Origin of the sequence: Moorena producens PAL-8-15-08-1 (assembly GCF_001767235.1) — a bacterium.
GTDB lineage: Bacteria > Cyanobacteriota > Cyanobacteriia > Cyanobacteriales > Coleofasciculaceae > Moorena > Moorena producens_A.
Genome location: NZ_CP017599.1, coordinates 578499 through 594225, shown reverse-complemented (window position 1 = coordinate 594225; position 15727 = coordinate 578499). Strand labels below are relative to the sequence as shown.

At 45.1% G+C, this 15727-nt stretch carries 18 protein-coding genes and 2 tRNA genes; 9 read left to right on the top strand and 11 right to left on the bottom strand.

All coding sequences use genetic code 11. The annotated features are described in order from the left end of the window. The first annotated feature begins 432 nt into the window (after positions 1 to 432). Both BJP34_RS42100 and BJP34_RS02435 read left to right on the top strand, forming a co-directional pair. Entirely contained in the window at positions 433 to 594 is a 162-nt protein-coding gene (locus tag BJP34_RS42100) for a hypothetical protein (protein ID WP_158516950.1), read from the top strand. Between the two features lie 10 nt (positions 595 to 604). Then, a complete protein-coding gene (locus BJP34_RS02435) occupies positions 605 to 2239 on the top strand; it encodes an MBL fold metallo-hydrolase (protein WP_070390960.1) in 1635 nt (544 codons plus the stop codon). Positions 2240 to 2613: 374 nt separating this feature from the next. Here BJP34_RS02435 and BJP34_RS02430 read toward each other — a convergent pair whose 3' ends face one another. From BJP34_RS02430 to BJP34_RS38455, 3 genes are all read right to left on the bottom strand, one after another. After that, complete coding sequence (locus tag BJP34_RS02430; RefSeq protein ID WP_070390959.1) at positions 2614 to 2925, bottom strand: DUF6679 family protein; 312 nt, start codon at positions 2923 to 2925, stop codon at positions 2614 to 2616. 34 nt (positions 2926 to 2959) lie between these two features. Beyond that, the gene (locus BJP34_RS02425) at positions 2960 to 3199 is read right to left on the bottom strand and encodes a hypothetical protein (RefSeq protein WP_070390958.1); all 240 of its coding nucleotides are present in this window, start codon (positions 3197 to 3199) and stop codon (positions 2960 to 2962) included. A gap of 1259 nt (positions 3200 to 4458) precedes the next feature. Continuing rightward, a complete protein-coding gene (locus BJP34_RS38455; RefSeq protein ID WP_149030747.1) occupies positions 4459 to 4680 on the bottom strand; it encodes a hypothetical protein in 222 nt (73 codons plus the stop codon). Positions 4681 to 4760: 80 nt separating this feature from the next. Here BJP34_RS38455 and BJP34_RS02420 point away from each other — a divergent pair, with 80 nt between their 5' ends. The 4 genes from BJP34_RS02420 (at position 4761) to fba (ending at position 7514) form a co-directional block, all read left to right on the top strand. Next, positions 4761 to 5630, top strand: a complete 870-nt coding sequence (locus BJP34_RS02420) for an aldose epimerase (protein WP_070390957.1) — start codon at positions 4761 to 4763, stop codon at positions 5628 to 5630. 66 nt (positions 5631 to 5696) lie between these two features. Beyond that, positions 5697 to 5768 (top strand) — tRNA-Lys (locus BJP34_RS02415). A 466-nt stretch (positions 5769 to 6234) separates the two neighbouring features. Then, positions 6235 to 6387 (top strand): hypothetical protein, encoded by a 153-nt coding sequence (locus tag BJP34_RS42095; protein WP_158516949.1) that lies wholly within the window; start codon positions 6235 to 6237, stop codon positions 6385 to 6387. Positions 6388 to 6434: 47 nt separating this feature from the next. Then, positions 6435 to 7514 carry a class II fructose-bisphosphate aldolase gene (gene fba, locus BJP34_RS02410; protein WP_070390956.1) on the top strand — a complete coding sequence of 360 codons (1080 nt, stop codon included), beginning with the start codon at positions 6435 to 6437 and terminating at the stop codon, positions 7512 to 7514. A gap of 136 nt (positions 7515 to 7650) precedes the next feature. On the opposite strand, the gene BJP34_RS02405 is transcribed toward fba, so the two are convergent. Beyond that, positions 7651 to 7965 carry a DUF3181 family protein gene (locus BJP34_RS02405; RefSeq protein ID WP_070390955.1) on the bottom strand — a complete coding sequence of 105 codons (315 nt, stop codon included), beginning with the start codon at positions 7963 to 7965 and terminating at the stop codon, positions 7651 to 7653. Positions 7966 to 8206: 241 nt separating this feature from the next. Next, positions 8207 to 8485, bottom strand: coding sequence for a 2TM domain-containing protein (locus tag BJP34_RS02400; RefSeq protein WP_070390954.1), 279 nt, complete (start codon positions 8483 to 8485; stop codon positions 8207 to 8209). Between the two features lie 92 nt (positions 8486 to 8577). On the opposite strand from BJP34_RS02400, the gene moaB reads away from it, so the two are divergent. Beyond that, positions 8578 to 9099 (top strand): molybdenum cofactor biosynthesis protein B, encoded by a 522-nt coding sequence (gene moaB / locus BJP34_RS02395; RefSeq protein WP_070390953.1) that lies wholly within the window; start codon positions 8578 to 8580, stop codon positions 9097 to 9099. Positions 9100 to 9201: 102 nt separating this feature from the next. Here the strand turns inward: moaB and moaC are convergent, their stop codons facing one another. Continuing rightward, positions 9202 to 9696, bottom strand: a complete 495-nt coding sequence (moaC, locus tag BJP34_RS02390; protein ID WP_149030746.1) for a cyclic pyranopterin monophosphate synthase MoaC — start codon at positions 9694 to 9696, stop codon at positions 9202 to 9204. Positions 9697 to 9771: 75 nt separating this feature from the next. Here moaC and BJP34_RS02385 point away from each other — a divergent pair. Further along, positions 9772 to 9845, top strand: a tRNA-Arg gene (locus BJP34_RS02385). Between the two features lie 9 nt (positions 9846 to 9854). On the opposite strand, the gene BJP34_RS02380 is transcribed toward BJP34_RS02385, so the two are convergent. The 4 genes from BJP34_RS02380 to BJP34_RS02365 all read right to left on the bottom strand — a co-directional run bounded on the left by BJP34_RS02380 (position 9855) and on the right by BJP34_RS02365 (position 14938). After that, positions 9855 to 11123 (bottom strand): MFS transporter, encoded by a 1269-nt coding sequence (locus tag BJP34_RS02380; RefSeq protein WP_070390951.1) that lies wholly within the window; start codon positions 11121 to 11123, stop codon positions 9855 to 9857. 555 nt (positions 11124 to 11678) lie between these two features. Beyond that, positions 11679 to 12044, bottom strand: a complete 366-nt coding sequence (locus BJP34_RS02375; RefSeq protein WP_070390950.1) for a hypothetical protein — start codon at positions 12042 to 12044, stop codon at positions 11679 to 11681. 193 nt (positions 12045 to 12237) lie between these two features. Further along, entirely contained in the window at positions 12238 to 13422 is a 1185-nt protein-coding gene (locus BJP34_RS02370) for an NAD(P)H-quinone oxidoreductase subunit H (RefSeq protein WP_070390949.1), read from the bottom strand. Between the two features lie 169 nt (positions 13423 to 13591). Continuing rightward, on the bottom strand, positions 13592 to 14938 hold the full coding sequence (locus BJP34_RS02365; protein WP_070390948.1) for an IS200/IS605 family accessory protein TnpB-related protein: 1347 nt from the start codon (positions 14936 to 14938) through the stop codon (positions 13592 to 13594). A 52-nt stretch (positions 14939 to 14990) separates the two neighbouring features. Between BJP34_RS02365 and tnpA the strand changes: the two genes are divergently transcribed. Then, a complete protein-coding gene (gene tnpA / locus BJP34_RS02360; RefSeq protein WP_070390947.1) occupies positions 14991 to 15410 on the top strand; it encodes an IS200/IS605 family transposase in 420 nt (139 codons plus the stop codon). A gap of 57 nt (positions 15411 to 15467) precedes the next feature. Here the strand turns inward: tnpA and BJP34_RS45365 are convergent, their stop codons facing one another. Beyond that, the gene (locus BJP34_RS45365; protein ID WP_168166459.1) at positions 15468 to 15713 is read right to left on the bottom strand and encodes a hypothetical protein; all 246 of its coding nucleotides are present in this window, start codon (positions 15711 to 15713) and stop codon (positions 15468 to 15470) included. Positions 15714 to 15727: the final 14 nt, after the last annotated feature.

The window sequence follows — 15727 nt, the reverse complement described above, 5'->3', positions numbered from 1 at the left end:
TGGAAAAATCCATGCATCTGGCATCACAACAGAGGCTAAAGGCTAGATGCTGACCGATCGCGAAGCGTGGCCAAAGGCCTTAGAGCGGGGAGTGTAAGGGGGCTCACGGGGGTTTTCCCAAGCCCCTGCCTTCTAGGCATGGGGAGTGTCAAAAAATTAAAATCCTCACTTAGAGGTTAGAGGAACTTCGCCAGTCCATCCCTACTTAACTCCCTACTGTGGTGATGTTGTTGGCAGCCCTTATCCCCTCTTGACTCTGACCTCGAAAGAAGGGAAACTAGTTGAGAACTACCCACACCCACCCTAAGGGGTAGGGTGTGGGATTTTCATAGACTCCAGAGTGACCTATAGGGTATATCCAACATACAAACCCCTCTAAATTGCTACGGAGTGACAACTCTACCACGTTTGTTTTGACTGGGGAAGAATCCGTTGAATTTTCCGTTCAAGGAAGATGCAGCCTTAGTAAAAATAGTTCCACCTTATTTTCCGTTGGCGATCGCCGATGCTGTCTGCCTCTTCCAAGGCTTAATCATTCACCCTTCCCTGATTAGTAAGACGTGGGTTAACGGAGCCAGATTAGCTAAAATTTAAGTTGAAGCTCATGAGCAATCAACGCCCAGTAGCATCCTCTGATCAGGATGACCGATTAACCTGCTTTCCTTACGGTGTTGGTCATGGTGCAGAAGGGGTTTGTTTGTTGGTGCAGATGGGGCCACACCGCATTCTCCTTGATTGTGGATTAGAAGACATTTCCCCCCTACAGATCGATGGGATACCACCAGCAGATTTAGTCCTGTGTAGCCACGCTCACTCAGACCATAGTCAGGGATTGCTGGCTCTTCACCAAACTTTTCCACAATTACCAATCTACGCCAGTGAGGTAACGACTCAACTATTACTACTCAACTGGCCAGAACTGCCTCCTGAGGATATTCTCCCATTTTGTCAAGCTCTCCCGTGGGTTACCCCTGTAGAATTCTGTGAGGGACTCACTGCTCAATTGTTCCCAGCTGGACACTTGCCAGGAGCAGCAGCATTTTTACTCACTTACACAACTCGCCATCGAACTTACCGACTGCTTTACACCGGTGACTTTTTCCTGTCTAACTCACGGCTGGTGGAGGGATTATCCCTTGAATCGCTCAGGGGGACACAGCCGGATGTGGTAATTGTAGAAGGCAGTTATGGCACTGCTCGACATCCCCATCGGCGGCAACAAGAAAATCAACTAGTAGAGCGTATTGAGCAGGCCATTGCTACCAATAACTCAGTTGTCTTGCCAGTGCCTACCTTAGGCCTAGGTCAAGAAATCCTGATGCTCCTGCGCTCTCATCACAACTTTACAGGACGCGACCTTGATATTTGGGTCAATGGAACCGTGGCTGCTGGTTGTAATGCTTACTTAGAACTGCTGTCTCACTTTCCCAGCTCAGTACAAAATTTTGCCAGACATCAAGCCTTGTTTTGGGATGAGCGGGTACGTCCTCGGGTGCGGCGGTTAGATCCCCAGCAGCGAGATGCTATCGGTAAATCTCCCTGTATTATCCTCACTGACTTAAACATAGATTGGAGGGAGTACTCGCAGCAAGAGAACCGTTCTTGGGTTGTCCTGCAACCGGAACATCTTAAATCTGTGGAGGATATAATGGATGACTACGGATGGCTTAAGGTTGAAACTTATCTGCTGGCTCAACATGGGGATTGTCTGGGCACCACCCAGTTGATTCATAATCTTCGACCTCAACATGTGATTTTTGTTCACGGTTCTCCTACCTACCTAGCTGATCTTGCTGGTTTGGAAGAGTTACAAAATCGATATCACCTCCATACGCCAGCAGCAGGAACACTGGTAGAACTTCCCATTGGTGAGACCTTTATCAGACCAGCTCTACCAACGGAAACAAACTATGAAGGAGAGTTGCATGAATTAGATACACTTGTCTATATCACTCTTTCAAGAGCGATCGCAACGGATCCTCGTTGGCAAAATTTCGCTGATACTGGTTTAGTAGAAGCCCGCTGGCAAGGAGAAGAACTGGTCTTGCGGGGATTGTCACAACGAGAACTACTCAAACAAGGGGGCAGAGCCAAGATACCAATTAATATCGAGTGTTGTGGTAATTGTCTGTACCAAAGAGGGCAGCGCTGCTGGAATCCAGCCTCAGCTCTCTATGGTTTTAAAGTAACACTGGAGGGGTACTGTCCAGTTTTTGAACGGATAGAACCCCTTGAGTAACGAATAGTTAAGGGAAAATTGCTAGCTAGTTGTGAGTTATCAATTTTCCGATACTTTTTAGCTACCAAAGTCTACCAAGATAGACCCTCGTCCGCCAAGGCAAGATGCTTTCGCATCCAGGGGGTATCTCCGCGCTTCTCTGACGGAATATCCCGCGAGCGCCATAAAAATGTCAAAAAAGTTATAACACCAGGATCTAAGCGCAACTATTAAACCCTTGGTTTTCGGCTTTAATTTAAGTTACATAATAATCGCTTTCGGTGTTACCCTAATTTAAGTCTAACAAATAATAAGAGTTTTTGGTAGACTCTGCGACATTTTCGATTAGCTTTTACTCACCCTTAACGGTTGGTTGTCCATTAACAATGAAGAATCTAGTCCTGATTTAAGTCTTGGGAGCGGGGGTGAATTTGTTCAGCCTCCGGACAATCATCAGAGACTATCGGATCAACATTACCTCGGAAAACAGAAGCTAGCTTGTGACTCACAGAGCCTATGCTTTCCAAGCGGACCATTTCTTCCCAGGAACTGATCTCATCCTCTTCGTCTGTTTCATAACGAATTGTGACTAAATCTCCCTCGATATCAACAATGCGGGCCTGTTCAATCCAACGTTGCTGATCCCGCAAGAAAACGCAGACCTCACGACCATCGCAGCAGAGTTGATAAATCTTGCGGTGTAGCATATTCGGCTTCTCCTGTTGCAGATAACTCTTGGTTTTACTGGTGAAGTAAGCGGTTGCGTTTCTTTAGAAACAACTTTATTTTGACATACTTCCCACGAATAGAATTGGCGGGTTTCTCTCCATCCGGAACGATGATGAGATACAATCGAAGGCTAAAATAAACCTGAGCCACCAGAGTAGGAATACTCCAGATCCTTTTTTTGTTGGCTCTGGCGACTAAAATACCATTTACTTGAGTAGTCAAGCCGCCATCAGCAGCAAAAATCGATTCCAAGAATTTAAAGGATTAGCAATAATTGTAGCTCACTCCTCGTATCCCCAGCCCTAAAGGGTAGGGGTTGGCTTGAAATCATTTTTGGTTAACTTAACATGGAATTAAGCGGGTTTGTCTATTCCTTGTTAAAGATTAAAATAGCTTAATAGTCTTTTATGTTCATTGCTTGAGAGTAAGGCATGCATTAGAAGCGAGTTTGAGTTGATCAACGCTGCTCGTGTGTATTGATTACTTTTTTTATGCATTGTATTGATGCAGAACGCGAATTTGGGGAATCCCCTCAGGTCGGCGCTACATCCCTTTATTGATTTAACTCGGTATCCTATACCTCCGCGCGCCCATTTCTCCTGCTTGCCAGCAATGGTGCTGTAGTCTTTCAGAGATGGTGTTTGGGGGTATGGTTACTCTATAGTTATTTGGATACTTAGATTCCACTAGTATTGCTATCGATGGCAATGGAGTAAGAATCCGAAAACTCCCCCAAGTTAAATATAGGGGATTGTGAGGGAATGTTGCTCATGGGGTTAAAAACCGGGTACTAGCAACGTTGACAGTAGGATTTTACTCACACGCTTTGTGGCGGTTTAAACACACTACTAACGAACTTGGCTCAAAAAGAGCTGTGGCGTTCCCCTTAGTCTTCTTAGCTGTGACACTCCCCGCCCGCTTATGAGCGGGGATTCTTAGTTCTACGACATGCCTTACAATTAGTTATCCAGCAAAGGCAATATTTAAGCCAAATACCCGTTTAAAAACGCGCATATCGAGCCTAATTTAACTAATCGAGCGTGGGCTTATCTCCCTAAGCGTTGGGTCTCCCCCGTTCCCGTGTGCCGGAGACGAAACCTTATCAGAGGGTCGCCTTTATGGTTAGTCGGCTATGGGTAAAAGGGTTAAAACTTTGCCGATTTTGGCTCCACTCTTCTTACGGTAACTTCTAACCCCACGGTACGTTTGTATTTCAATTTGCTATTTTACTGGTTTTCGGTATCCGTTAAGATCCATGCGTTTTGGCGGTGCGACCCGTGGCGAATTTAATTCGCCGTTCGCGTAGCGTCTCCTACGGAGAACGGAAAGCGCACCGAAGAGGTTTTTCGCTCCTCGTGTACTAGTATCGCAAAACGCTCGTTGTTTTTAAATTGGCAGTACCGACGAATCCTACCTGTGCGCTTTCTACATGTTTATTCTAACATACTCTACTTAAAAGCCGTCCTAGAAGGACGGGGCTTGAGACCCAAAATTTTTGGTCACCGACTTGGCTATTTATAGGATACAGCAGGAGAAACCCTACTGCTGATAAACATCGGCGTGGCTAAAGCCTTCTGGTTCAAGGAGCAAGCATTTTGGTAGGTGTCTACAGGTTCCACATACCCATCATTGTGACATACTAATCCCTGTACGTGCTTGGCACTAAGCATGAATTTGGGAAAAAAAACTGCCAACCTGCCAACCTGCCATCGGTCGCAGTCAGAGTCACTCAAAAATAGCCTCTTGCTGTGACTAAAAGTGGTCAGGCGCTCAATAGATAAAGCTGATTTTAAATCGTAAGGGAGAAAAGCCAGTGTTTGAGATCCTACGCAGTCAAGACCAATACGAAACTTACATTCTCACTGACCACAATGCCCAGTCTCGATTAGAAGTGGTTCCTGAACGGGGTGGCATTGTCACTCGGTGGAATATCCAAGGTCAGGAGATTTTTTATCTTGATGCGGAACGCTTTAAAGATCCCAATCTGAGTGTACGGGGTGGCATTCCCATCCTCTTCCCCATCTGTGGAAACTTAGTTAATGATACTTATACATACCTTGGCAAAGACTATACTCTCAAACAACACGGCTTTGCCCGTAATTTGCCTTGGCAGGTGAGTGATAGTGCAACGAATGACATGGCAGTGTTGACTCTCACCCTCAAGAGTAATGACCAAACTCGCTCTGTCTATCCCTTTGACTTCGAAGTTACCTTTACCTATCGATTAAAGGGCAACACCCTAGACATTGATCAGCGCTATACTAATCATTCCGCTGAACCGATGCCCTTTTCCACAGGTTTCCATCCCTACTTCTTGACGTCTGACAAAACTAAACTGGAGTTTGATATTCCTGCATCGGAGTATCAGGAGAAGCAAACTCAAGCAGTACATCCTTTCACTGGCAGTTTTGATTTTAGCTGTGATGAAATTGATGTAGCGTTTGGGCAACTCAGTGATAAGACTGCCAGTGTTACTGATCCTGAACGGGGATTAGCGATCGCATTGACCTACACTGATGTTTTCTCGACCTTGGTATTTTGGACAGTTCAAGGCAAGGACTTTTATTGCCTTGAACCTTGGAGTGCTCCCCGTAACGCTCTTAACACTGGGGAAAATTTAACTCACTTAGCTCCCGGAGAGAGTAGTGAGACATCGGTGAGGCTAACGGCGAAATTTTTCTAAATTTCCCTAGACATTTCCTTATCAATGTGATATTCTTAGTAAAGGTATGTTTGAGAAAAGCTTACCGGGTCGCTAACTCAATGGTAGAGTACTCGGCTTTTAACCGATTAGTTCCGGGTTCGAGTCCCGGGCGACCCATTTTTACCTAACTGTTAGTTAGCCTTATTTATCTATTGATACAAAGTCTAGATATTAGGCTAATGGTATTAGGTACTAGGTAAGTATTAAATAAGTACTAGGTAACTATAAGGTACTAGGTAACTATGAGGTACTAGGTACAACAGGCACACTTGACCACCTCTGTGTTTTAAGAGGGATACTTCCTGGGCTGGTCAGAACCCGCTTGCGCCAAGGAACCTTAAATTATTGCTCCAATCAGAAAGGTTAGGACCTGTTCTAAAAACTCTTGGCAAAACTACCTATACTTTACTGTTTATCCAGATTTTACCCAGGGGTACTTGGGTAGTATTTTATAGATTTGGTAAGTTTTGTCAAGTTTTATAGACTCAGCTTTGTCTAGATGATCTAATCAAGAAATTTGAATAAAAGCTGCAAAATATCTTAAGATTATCTAAAGAATTAACCTGTCTTGATGCAGTAGCTCATGGGGGTTCCCCCCAAGACCGCACTGGTAGTCGCTCATGGGGGTTCCCCCCAAGACCGCGCTACCTCGCTGCATCGCTGTCTAGAAGCAACTAGATTGACATGTCTGGACTGGCGATTCTGTTCACGAGTCACTAGGGAGTGTCAGACGTGAGGCTTCTCGCCGGAATAGCTAACAAACAAAGTTAGGAGGAATATAATATGGCACTTGTACCCATGCGGCTACTGTTGGATCACGCAGCTGAGAACGGCTACGGGATTCCAGCATACAACGTTAACAACATGGAACAAATCCTGTCTATCATGCAGGCTGCTGAAGAAGCGGATAGTCCGGTAATCTTACAAGCTTCTCGTGGTGCCCGCAAATATGCAGGTGAGAACTTCCTCCGCCATCTGGTCACAGCAGCGGTGGAATCCTACCCTCATATTCCCATTGCCATGCACCAAGACCATGGCAATAGCCCAGCCACCTGCTATTCGGCAATTCGTAACGGCTTCACCAGTGTGATGATGGATGGCTCCTTGGAAGCTGATGCTAAGACTCCAGCCAGCTTCGATTACAACGTCAGTGTTACTGCCGAAGTAGTAAAAGTTGCCCATGCTATCGGTGTTAGTGTTGAAGGGGAACTGGGTTGCCTAGGTTCACTGGAAACCGGTAAAGGTGACAAAGAAGATGGTCACGGATTTGAAGGAACTCTGAGTCGCGACCAACTATTGACCGACCCCGACGAAGCAGTTGAATTTGTTGAGCGCACCCAAGTTGATGCTCTAGCTGTAGCTATTGGTACTAGCCACGGTGCTTACAAGTTCACCCGCAAGCCGACTGGAGAAATTCTTGCCATTAGTCGCATTGAAGAAATTCATAAGCGTTTGCCTAACACTCACTTGGTGATGCACGGTTCTTCCTCTGTGCCTCAAGAGTGGCTTGACATGATCAACCAGTACGGTGGTTCTATTCCTGAAACCTATGGTGTACCCCTTGAAGAAATTCAAAAGGGTATTAAGAGCGGTGTTCGTAAGGTTAACATTGACACCGACAACCGCTTGGCTATCACTGCTGCTATCCGAGAAGCTGCTGCCAAAGATCCTTCTAACTTTGACCCCCGTCACTTCCTCAAGCCTTCTATCAAATATATGAAGCAGGTTTGCTTGAAGCGTTACGAAGCCTTTGGTACTGCTGGTAATGCTAGCAAGATCAAGCAAGCGACTATCGATGTTTTTGCAACTAAGTATGCCAACGGTGAGTTAAGTGCTGTGGCGAAAAAAGCTGTAACTGCCTAGTTTTTAACGCTTAACAGGAAAATCATTGCTGTTTTGGTGAACCAAGAACAAGCAGAATTATTTGGGTAGCTGTTAAAGTTACCCAATTTTTTGTTGTTAGTGATTAGTTATTTGAAAATTGCCTATTTTCAGATACTTACAGCTGTCTTTGATACTCTTCGAGAATATCGATTAGATCCATCTGACACTGCATGGGTAGCAAATCTGCTAGGGGAACTTGCCGTTTACCACCACCTAGCTTCACAGAAATGCTTTGCAGGATTGGCATCATCTGGTCTTCTGTGATTGTATTAGTGTTACCGATTAGTAGGGGATAAAATTGTTCAGCCAAAGTGGTATGTAGATGGGCATCCCTGAGGTAAAGATGCCACTTGGCTACATCAATATATACCTTGTCGCCAATTTCAGCAGCGAGAGTTTCAATTGCTTCTGTAGAACTTGGATTAGCCATGGTAATTAGCTGTTTCTAATTAATTGCATGTTGGGATATCTAAGGAATAATTAAAGTTGTGCGCGTAGCGTGGCCTTTGGCCAAGGTTTTAAGTTGTTCGCGTAGCGTGGCCTTTGGCCAAGGTTTTAAGTTTAACTTAAGTTAATTTGCTGGCTTTCGGTTAACTGTCAACAGTCAACCGTCAACAGTTAACCGTCAACAGTTAACCGAAAATCAATTACTACAATTATCTTGGGTGATTTCATCCTTGAGGGGATTCGGTTGGAGGTTCTTGAGTAGGCAGGGGTGTATAGTTTGCGATCGCAAATATATAAACCCCATGCCCTACTAAAATCAATCCCCACAGACCAGTAAACCAGTATGCCCAAGTCCATTGAGCATACTGTATAGTTCTGAAAAACCACACTCCGGAATTACAAGCAGCAAAAATTGCCACATGTACAGCAAAGTTCATGCGGTCATCTAAACGACGGTAGGCTGGATCACGTCGATCAGGTTTACGAGGCCAACGAGGAGGCATAGATATTTGTCAGTTTTGAGTTGTTTAGGGGCTTGGTCTGATACCAACCCTAGTCAGTTAATTTTATTTTAGAACCTAATGTTGGATTGAAGATGATCCGAACCAAACAGTTTGTTCCTTTAAATATTGCAGTCATGACGGTGTCCGATTCCCGTACCGAAGCCACGGATAAGTCCGGTAAGCTGCTGGTTGAGAGTTTAACCGAGGCGGGGCATCACTTAGCGGAAAAGGTTATTGTTCCAGACAACATCTACAAAATCCGTGAGGTGGTTTCCCGATGGATTGCTGACGAATCCGTACAGGTAGTGTTGACTACAGGAGGAACTGGTGTTACAGGTCGAGATGGTACACCAGAAGCGATTCAACCCCTGCTGGATAAGGAAATCCAGGGCTTTGGTGAAATTTTCCGCATGATTTCCTACCAAGAGATTAAGACTTCTACTATCCAATCTCGTGCCCTGGCTGGTGTGGCTAACGGAACATACATCTTTTGTCTGCCTGGATCTTCTGGAGCTTGTCGGACAGGTTGGGAGCAGATTATCAAAGACCAACTCGATTTGGGCAATTCCCCCTGTAATCTGGTGGAACTGATGCCACGTTTGCGAGAAACCTAATCTTAGCGATAGATTTCCTGTTCAAACGGTAATTGGCAACTAAGTGCCTCAGTGGATCAGTGCTAAGTGCTGATCCAACTTAACTTGAGCTGATTCCTTAACTTAGCAATCGCCTGATATTTGGTAATCCCCGGATTTCCCTCCGGTCTTACTCAACAGGCGAATCGATTCAATCGCGATAGACTTTTCCAAGGCTTTGGCCATATCGTAAAGGGTCAAAGCCGCAACTGAAACTGCTGTTAGTGCTTCCATTTCAACACCAGTTTCAGCTTTAGTAGTCACAGATGCCTGAATCTGGTATCCCGGTAGTTGGGAGTCAGGTTCCACTTGAACTTCGATCTTGTGTAGGGGCAAGGGATGACACAGAGGAATCAGTTGAGAAGTTTGCTTTGCTGCCATAATCCCAGCCAGCCTAGCAGTTCCTAAGACATCACCCTTGGGGGCATTACCAGATTGGATGGTGTTGAAGGTTGCGGTTTTCATCCTTACCTGAGCAGCGGCTACTGCCTGACGTTTGGTAAGCGCTTTGCCAGAAACATCGACCATCTGAGCTTGACCTTGACTATCGAGATGGGATAGCGAGCGATTGATTTCCACAAGAGTATTGCAAAATTTTTGATCTATGTGTTATGATAAGTAACTATTGAGCCACAGAAAAGTGGCAGCAGTTAAGGGCTTGTAGCTCAGTGGACTAGAGCACGTGGCTACGGACCACGGTGTCGGGGGTTCGAATCCCTCCTAGCCCGTTTGTTAAGCTAAGGCATTCTAGTGTCTATAGCATATAAATCCCGTTCACGACCGATGGAGAATCTGAGGGAACGGGATAAATTTTTGTTGGACTTGGTCATAAAGATAATCAGTGCCAAAAATGCTATACCAGCACCACAGGAGAAAATTCCTCGATATCCTAACAGGTCAGCGAAATAACCAAAGATCGGCCCAGCTAGGCCAATCCCTAAATCAAACCCACTAATGCAGACAGCGAATACCTGACCCCGTTCGTCAGCAGAGGAGCGGTCAGTCATCAAAGCAGTCATCATCGGTATGAATAGTCCAGTGCCAGCTCCTTCTAATAAAGCAGCTAGTAAAAATCCGATTCCCGTTTCAGCCTGGGAAATCATCAACATTGAGATGATATAGCAAACCACACTAGCGGTGATAAAAACTCCTCGTCCATACCGATCAGATGCCTGACCAGTTAATGCACGAATCATAAAACTAGCGATCGCAGCAGCTGTGAAAAACAATCCTGGATTGAGATTAATACCAGTGTCTCGAATAAACAGAGAGACAAAGCTAACTTTTGTTCCAAATACTATACCGAACAACAGCATTACCAAAGCTGGAATTCCAAGAGGAGGGCTGGTTAACAACTGCCATAGTTTGACCAATAGCTGCCAAATGGAGTTTAACCAAGATTTTGATTGTTCCTGCTCAGGTCTAGCATGCCTAATTGGTTCACGAATCTGACTCCCTAACAGCACACCCAGCCCACCTAGAGCTGCAGACACTAAGAATAAAACAGTGTAGCTAACCTCTTGTTCTAGAAAACCCCCCAGCGCTGGTCCGAGACCTAAACCAATCGATGTGGCCAAACTCATGTAACCAATTAACTCACCCCGCTTGTCAACAGGAGACAAATCGGTGACTAGAGCCAAATAACCGATGGTAAAGGCTGCAAGACTGATGCCATGAAACATTCGAACCAGCATCAACAGGCTAATCGACTGGGTAAATAGATAGCCCAAAGGTGCTAGAGCTACAGCGCTAGTACCAATAATGACTACCAACTTGCGACTGCGCAGGTCTGCCATACGCCCCAGTGGGTTTCTAAACAGCAACTGACCAATGGCAAAGCAACCCATTACTAGCCCGACCTGTTGCTTAGTCCCACCCAAGTCTTCAATATATTGCGGCAGGGTTGGCAACAAAGAGGTTAAGCTTGACCAAAATAGCAGAGCAACAGTAAATAAAATCAGCAAACTTTGACGTTGCTGCCCTTCCAGGGTCTGAAAAACTTTCACGCGCTCTATAATCCTGAGAAAACTGGCACTTGAGATAGTTAGATAAAATCCGGTTGACTAATCATCATAGTCCTGATCGGGTAATGACTATTTGCGCTTTGGCTGATGGGTAATTGACAATTACCTGTAAGCCAAAGCGCGAACAGCCAAAAATCCGGGGACTATTTCGGAAGTAATTAACCGGACTTGATACTATTTCTTTAGTTTACTCTTCTTAACATTTTGCCCAGAGGCTGAGACAGGGTGATCGGGTGATGGGGTGATCAAGGTTGGGGGAAGAATCTCACGACCTATTATTGTTCACAAATTAATTAGGATTGCGATGCTCTGAAAGAGCCGCTACGCGAACGCAGCAATAACTAAGCTCAAGCTTGGCTACTGGTAGCGCATAATGTAGCGCTCAGTATGATCAGAAAAGTATTCCCGAAAGCGTTTTTAGAAGGGATAGCGGTCTTGCTGTGATTAACTTTACAGGTTTTACTTTATCAAAGATAATTTTGACGGAGCCTGTGGCTTACGGGAAACCTCACCATTTTGACTATTTTATTTAACAGTTCACGAGCCTCTAATAATCGATTTTCTAGCCCAGTCTTTAGTATTCTCAAGGTAAGTCACCAGCATTTTCCATTCTCTAGCTTCTTTGGTCAAATCCTTAACATTGCTCAGGTAGACTAGAGTAATGCGGCGTTCTTCGTTATCAGAACAAACCTCCATAATGGTTTTGTATAGCTTTTGCCAATGCTCTAACCAGTTATCTTCAATGGGATCAAAAATTGCCTCGAACAAATTACTCCATAATAACTCAATAGTTTTAATAGTTTTGAGATTTTCCTCGGTAGGCTTATCCCAGCCTACATGGCGCTGACGTAATACTTTAATAGGTGGGGGATTTTCACTCATAGACAGCAATTTACTATTCATCTTTGGAGCTACATTCCTAGAATTCCCTAAATGCTGTCTTAACGTCACAGTTTTACAAAAGGTGCGCTTGCCGTTGGTGCGCCTCCACGCGAATTTAATAATTAGATGCGGAAAGCGCACCTAATATCAAAAATTCCTCCCACTTTAGCAAAGAATAGGAGGAATACCTTAGCTTCTTTTGCCGGAAGCTACTTTAACGGTCTACTGACCCCATAATGATGTCAATACTACCGAGAATGGCCATAATATCGGCAACTTTGACTCCTGTGAGGATATGGGGCAGAATCTGTAAGTTATTGAAATCGGCTGGACGAATCTTCCAACGCCAAGGAAAGACATTATCATCACCAATAATGAAAATTCCTAGTTCTCCTTTCCCAGACTCAAGACGGACATAGTGTTCACCCTTGGGAATTTTGAAAGTAGGGGCAATTTTCTTGCCCATGAACTGATAATCGAAGTCGTTCCACTGGGATTTGCGACCCTCTGCCATCCGCTTGGCTTCTAGGTTTTCGTAAGGACCACCGGGAAGTCCTTTTAAGGCTTGACGGATAATCTTAACTGACTCCCGCATTTCCCTAATCCGCACCACATACCGGGCAAAGCAATCACCCCCGGTTTCCCAGTGTACTTCCCAATCGAAGTCGTCATAGCATTCGTAGTGGTCAACTTTGCGTAAGTCCCACTTGACTCCAGAACCTCGTAGCATCGGGCCAGAAAGTCCCCAGTTAATCGCTTCTTCCCGACTAATGGTACCGATACCTTCAACTCGGCGGCGGAAGATAGGGTTGTTGGTGATTAACCGTTCGTACTCATCAACTTTAGGGTCAAAGTAGTCACAGAAGTCTTCGCACTTATCGATCCATCCATAGGGTAGGTCAACCGCAACTCCACCAATACGGAAGTAGTTGTTGTTAATTAACCGTTGTCCACTGGCAGCTTCCCATAGGTCATAAATCATCTCCCGTTCCCGGAAGATGTAGAAGAATGGGGTTTGGGCACCCACATCTGCTAGGAATGGTCCAAGCCACAGCAGGTGATTGGCAATCCGATTCAACTCCAGCATAATCACGCGGATGTAGCTGGCACGTTTGGGTACCGGAATATCTGCTAATTTCTCTGGGGCATTGACTGTAATTGCCTCGTTGAACATCCCTGCTGCATAGTCCCATCGGCTCACGTACGGGACATACATAATGTTAGTGCGATTCTCGGCAATTTTCTCCATGCCTCGGTGCAGGTAGCCAATTACCGGCTCACAATCTATCACATCCTCCCCATCCAGGGTGACAATTAAGCGGAGAACGCCGTGCATGGAGGGATGGTGGGGACCCATGTTGATCACCATGGGTTCGGTTCTGGTCTCGATCTTTGCCATATTTTGATTAATTGCCCCAACTGTTAGCTGCTAGGTGTTAGCCGCTAGGTATTAGCTTACCAAAACAGAGGCAGATAGGTGGTGTATCTTGTTAACTCTAACAATGCCAGAAAAATTTGATATTCTTAAATGAAGCTTCCCCCACCTGGTAAACCGAGGTGGGGGTGTCCTATGCTAATCTAGGGCTAGCCGCAGCCCACAAATCACACAGACAAGCCCAGCTTCTAGGCGGTCGTCCAGAGCTTTTGCTGAAACGACCCTCGTTGTCATTTCTGCGAACGAGTTTAAGCACACCTCTAGCGCCGATATTGTAAGCACCGTTTAAGTCGGCATTGAATTGCTTACCTGAGGAGAAAGTTGCTAGGGCATAATTTCCTGAGTCACGTTTAACAATGCCTGAACCATCATAGGCAAGCTTTGAGGTATATGCTGCAACAACCTCTATTACTTTGCCTCCTAACTCAGCCCATTTCTCAAGCGTAAAATCGCGAATTTTTGCCTTGAGCCATCCGTGAAATCTTTGCCGAAGGTTAGACCGTTTTCGTCCCCCTTTTGGCTTCCATGCCTTAAGGTTCTCAAACACAATCGCTTCGGAGTTAAACTTTTCAGCAATCTCAACAATTCGCCTAGAGACTACATGACTGATTTGGTTGTTGATTCTTTGGCATTTTTGGTAGGTCTTAGAACAAAAACCCTTGTGAAGTCTGCCACCCTTCCCCATGGTTTTAGATGCACGCATAGATACAGACTTCAGTCGCTTGTCCCTGCGGTCTATGTCTCTCCCCGGATGGATGAAATCTCGGTGGATTACAGTGCCACTGTGGGTTACAACCGATATCGTTGCAGTAGTATTAATTCCGAGATCTACCGCTGTTACATTAGCCTCTGGTTTCCGTTTTTCTGGCTTGCAACTAAACGGAACTGACAGATGGCAAGCTCTTTCATTAAATATCAAAGATGGTGACAACATCTTATTGGTTGCCACCTGATGACGCTCTCTTAATCCGGTAATTTGAACGGTAGTCCAGACCCAGTCAGAGCCGTTAAAGACTTTGATTTCGACTTGATTGAATCGGTGTAGTTTATAGCATTGGCCTTTATATAAAGCTGGGTAACAGCCAGTGTCAGCATTCAGTTTCGGAGGACTGGCATTAGGTAGTTTCCTAGTGCCTGCTTGCCATTCTCGGTAACGGGTCACAAAACTACTAACTTGACCCGCCGCAAATGCGAGCGCAGAACGACGGTAATAGCTGGGAAATTTATAAAAAGCTTTGTTGAACTGAGGATACTTGACACTGGGACGCTTAGCTGTCTGATGCATTAGTTTCTCGACAGCAGGAGTCAGCTGATCCGCCGTTAAGTTCCCGAATTTACTCCAGTGAGTGTAAATAATACCAACCAAGTATCTGCAAGCACGACGATAGACTTTAACCGTCTCAGTGAACAGCAGACGCTGCTCACTAGTTGCGTTAAGCCTCCATTTGTCGGTGCGAATGATCTGAGTTGGTGTTTTCACAATCTCAACGGAATTGCTAATATGTCACTATATTAACCTATAGTATCACAAAATGTCAACCGCCTTTCGCTCTTTCGCTCACACTGTTTCGTTAATCAAGATTCACATAGTGTTTGTCACTAAGTACCGCCATCCAGTAATTACTGGGGACATAGAAGAGGACATCTTAGACTTGGCAAAAAGCATCTGCGAGAAAAATAACTGCATCCTTGAGGATGCCAAGGCGGACTTGGGGACAAATGATCATATCCATCTCCTAATTGATTTAGCCCCTAAGGTATCAATTTCCAAGCTTTGCAACACCCTTAAGACAGTGACCAGTAGAGAGATTAGAAAAAGATACGCAAAAGAATTGGCTCCCTATTACTGGAAGCCAGTCTTCTGGAAAAGGGGATTTAGTGCTGTTTCTTGTGGAGGAGCCCCCCTTTCGGTTCTAAAGCAATATATAGAAAACCAAGGTTACGACGATTGATTGACTTGCTCCTTAACCCCCACCTGGACGAGGTGGGGGAATGCGTCGCATTTTTGTTCAAACTGTTAATTGCTGTTTAAGCTCCTTGTTCCCAATGCTTAGGTTAACGGGAATTGCTACGTAGAAGTTCGGTTCTACGATCCTTAAACTATCAGCAATCACATTACCATCTTTATCAAAGGAGTTGATAGTTTGAATTACTGCACTAGCTGTGCATCGGGGGTGGATTGTGGTTCCAAGGTGGTTATTACCAAGTATAAGTGAAATTTTATCCCAAAAGGAACTAATTGGAAGCGATGACAAGGTTGCTCTTTCCT

Coding starts and splice junctions, on each gene's coding strand:
- BJP34_RS02375 (WP_070390950.1), bottom strand. CDS start 12,044: ATGAATAGTAAATTGCTGTCTATGAGTGAAAATCCCCCACCTATTAAA.
- fba (WP_070390956.1), top strand. CDS start 6,435: ATGGCACTTGTACCCATGCGGCTACTGTTGGATCACGCAGCTGAGAAC.
- BJP34_RS02370 (WP_070390949.1), bottom strand. CDS start 13,422: ATGGCAAAGATCGAGACCAGAACCGAACCCATGGTGATCAACATGGGT.
- BJP34_RS02430 (WP_070390959.1), bottom strand. CDS start 2,925: ATGCTACACCGCAAGATTTATCAACTCTGCTGCGATGGTCGTGAGGTC.
- BJP34_RS02405 (WP_070390955.1), bottom strand. CDS start 7,965: ATGGCTAATCCAAGTTCTACAGAAGCAATTGAAACTCTCGCTGCTGAA.
- BJP34_RS02435 (WP_070390960.1), top strand. CDS start 605: ATGAGCAATCAACGCCCAGTAGCATCCTCTGATCAGGATGACCGATTA.
- moaB (WP_070390953.1), top strand. CDS start 8,578: ATGATCCGAACCAAACAGTTTGTTCCTTTAAATATTGCAGTCATGACG.
- tnpA (WP_070390947.1), top strand. CDS start 14,991: ATGTCAACCGCCTTTCGCTCTTTCGCTCACACTGTTTCGTTAATCAAG.
- BJP34_RS02400 (WP_070390954.1), bottom strand. CDS start 8,485: ATGCCTCCTCGTTGGCCTCGTAAACCTGATCGACGTGATCCAGCCTAC.
- BJP34_RS42095 (WP_158516949.1), top strand. CDS start 6,235: ATGGGGGTTCCCCCCAAGACCGCACTGGTAGTCGCTCATGGGGGTTCC.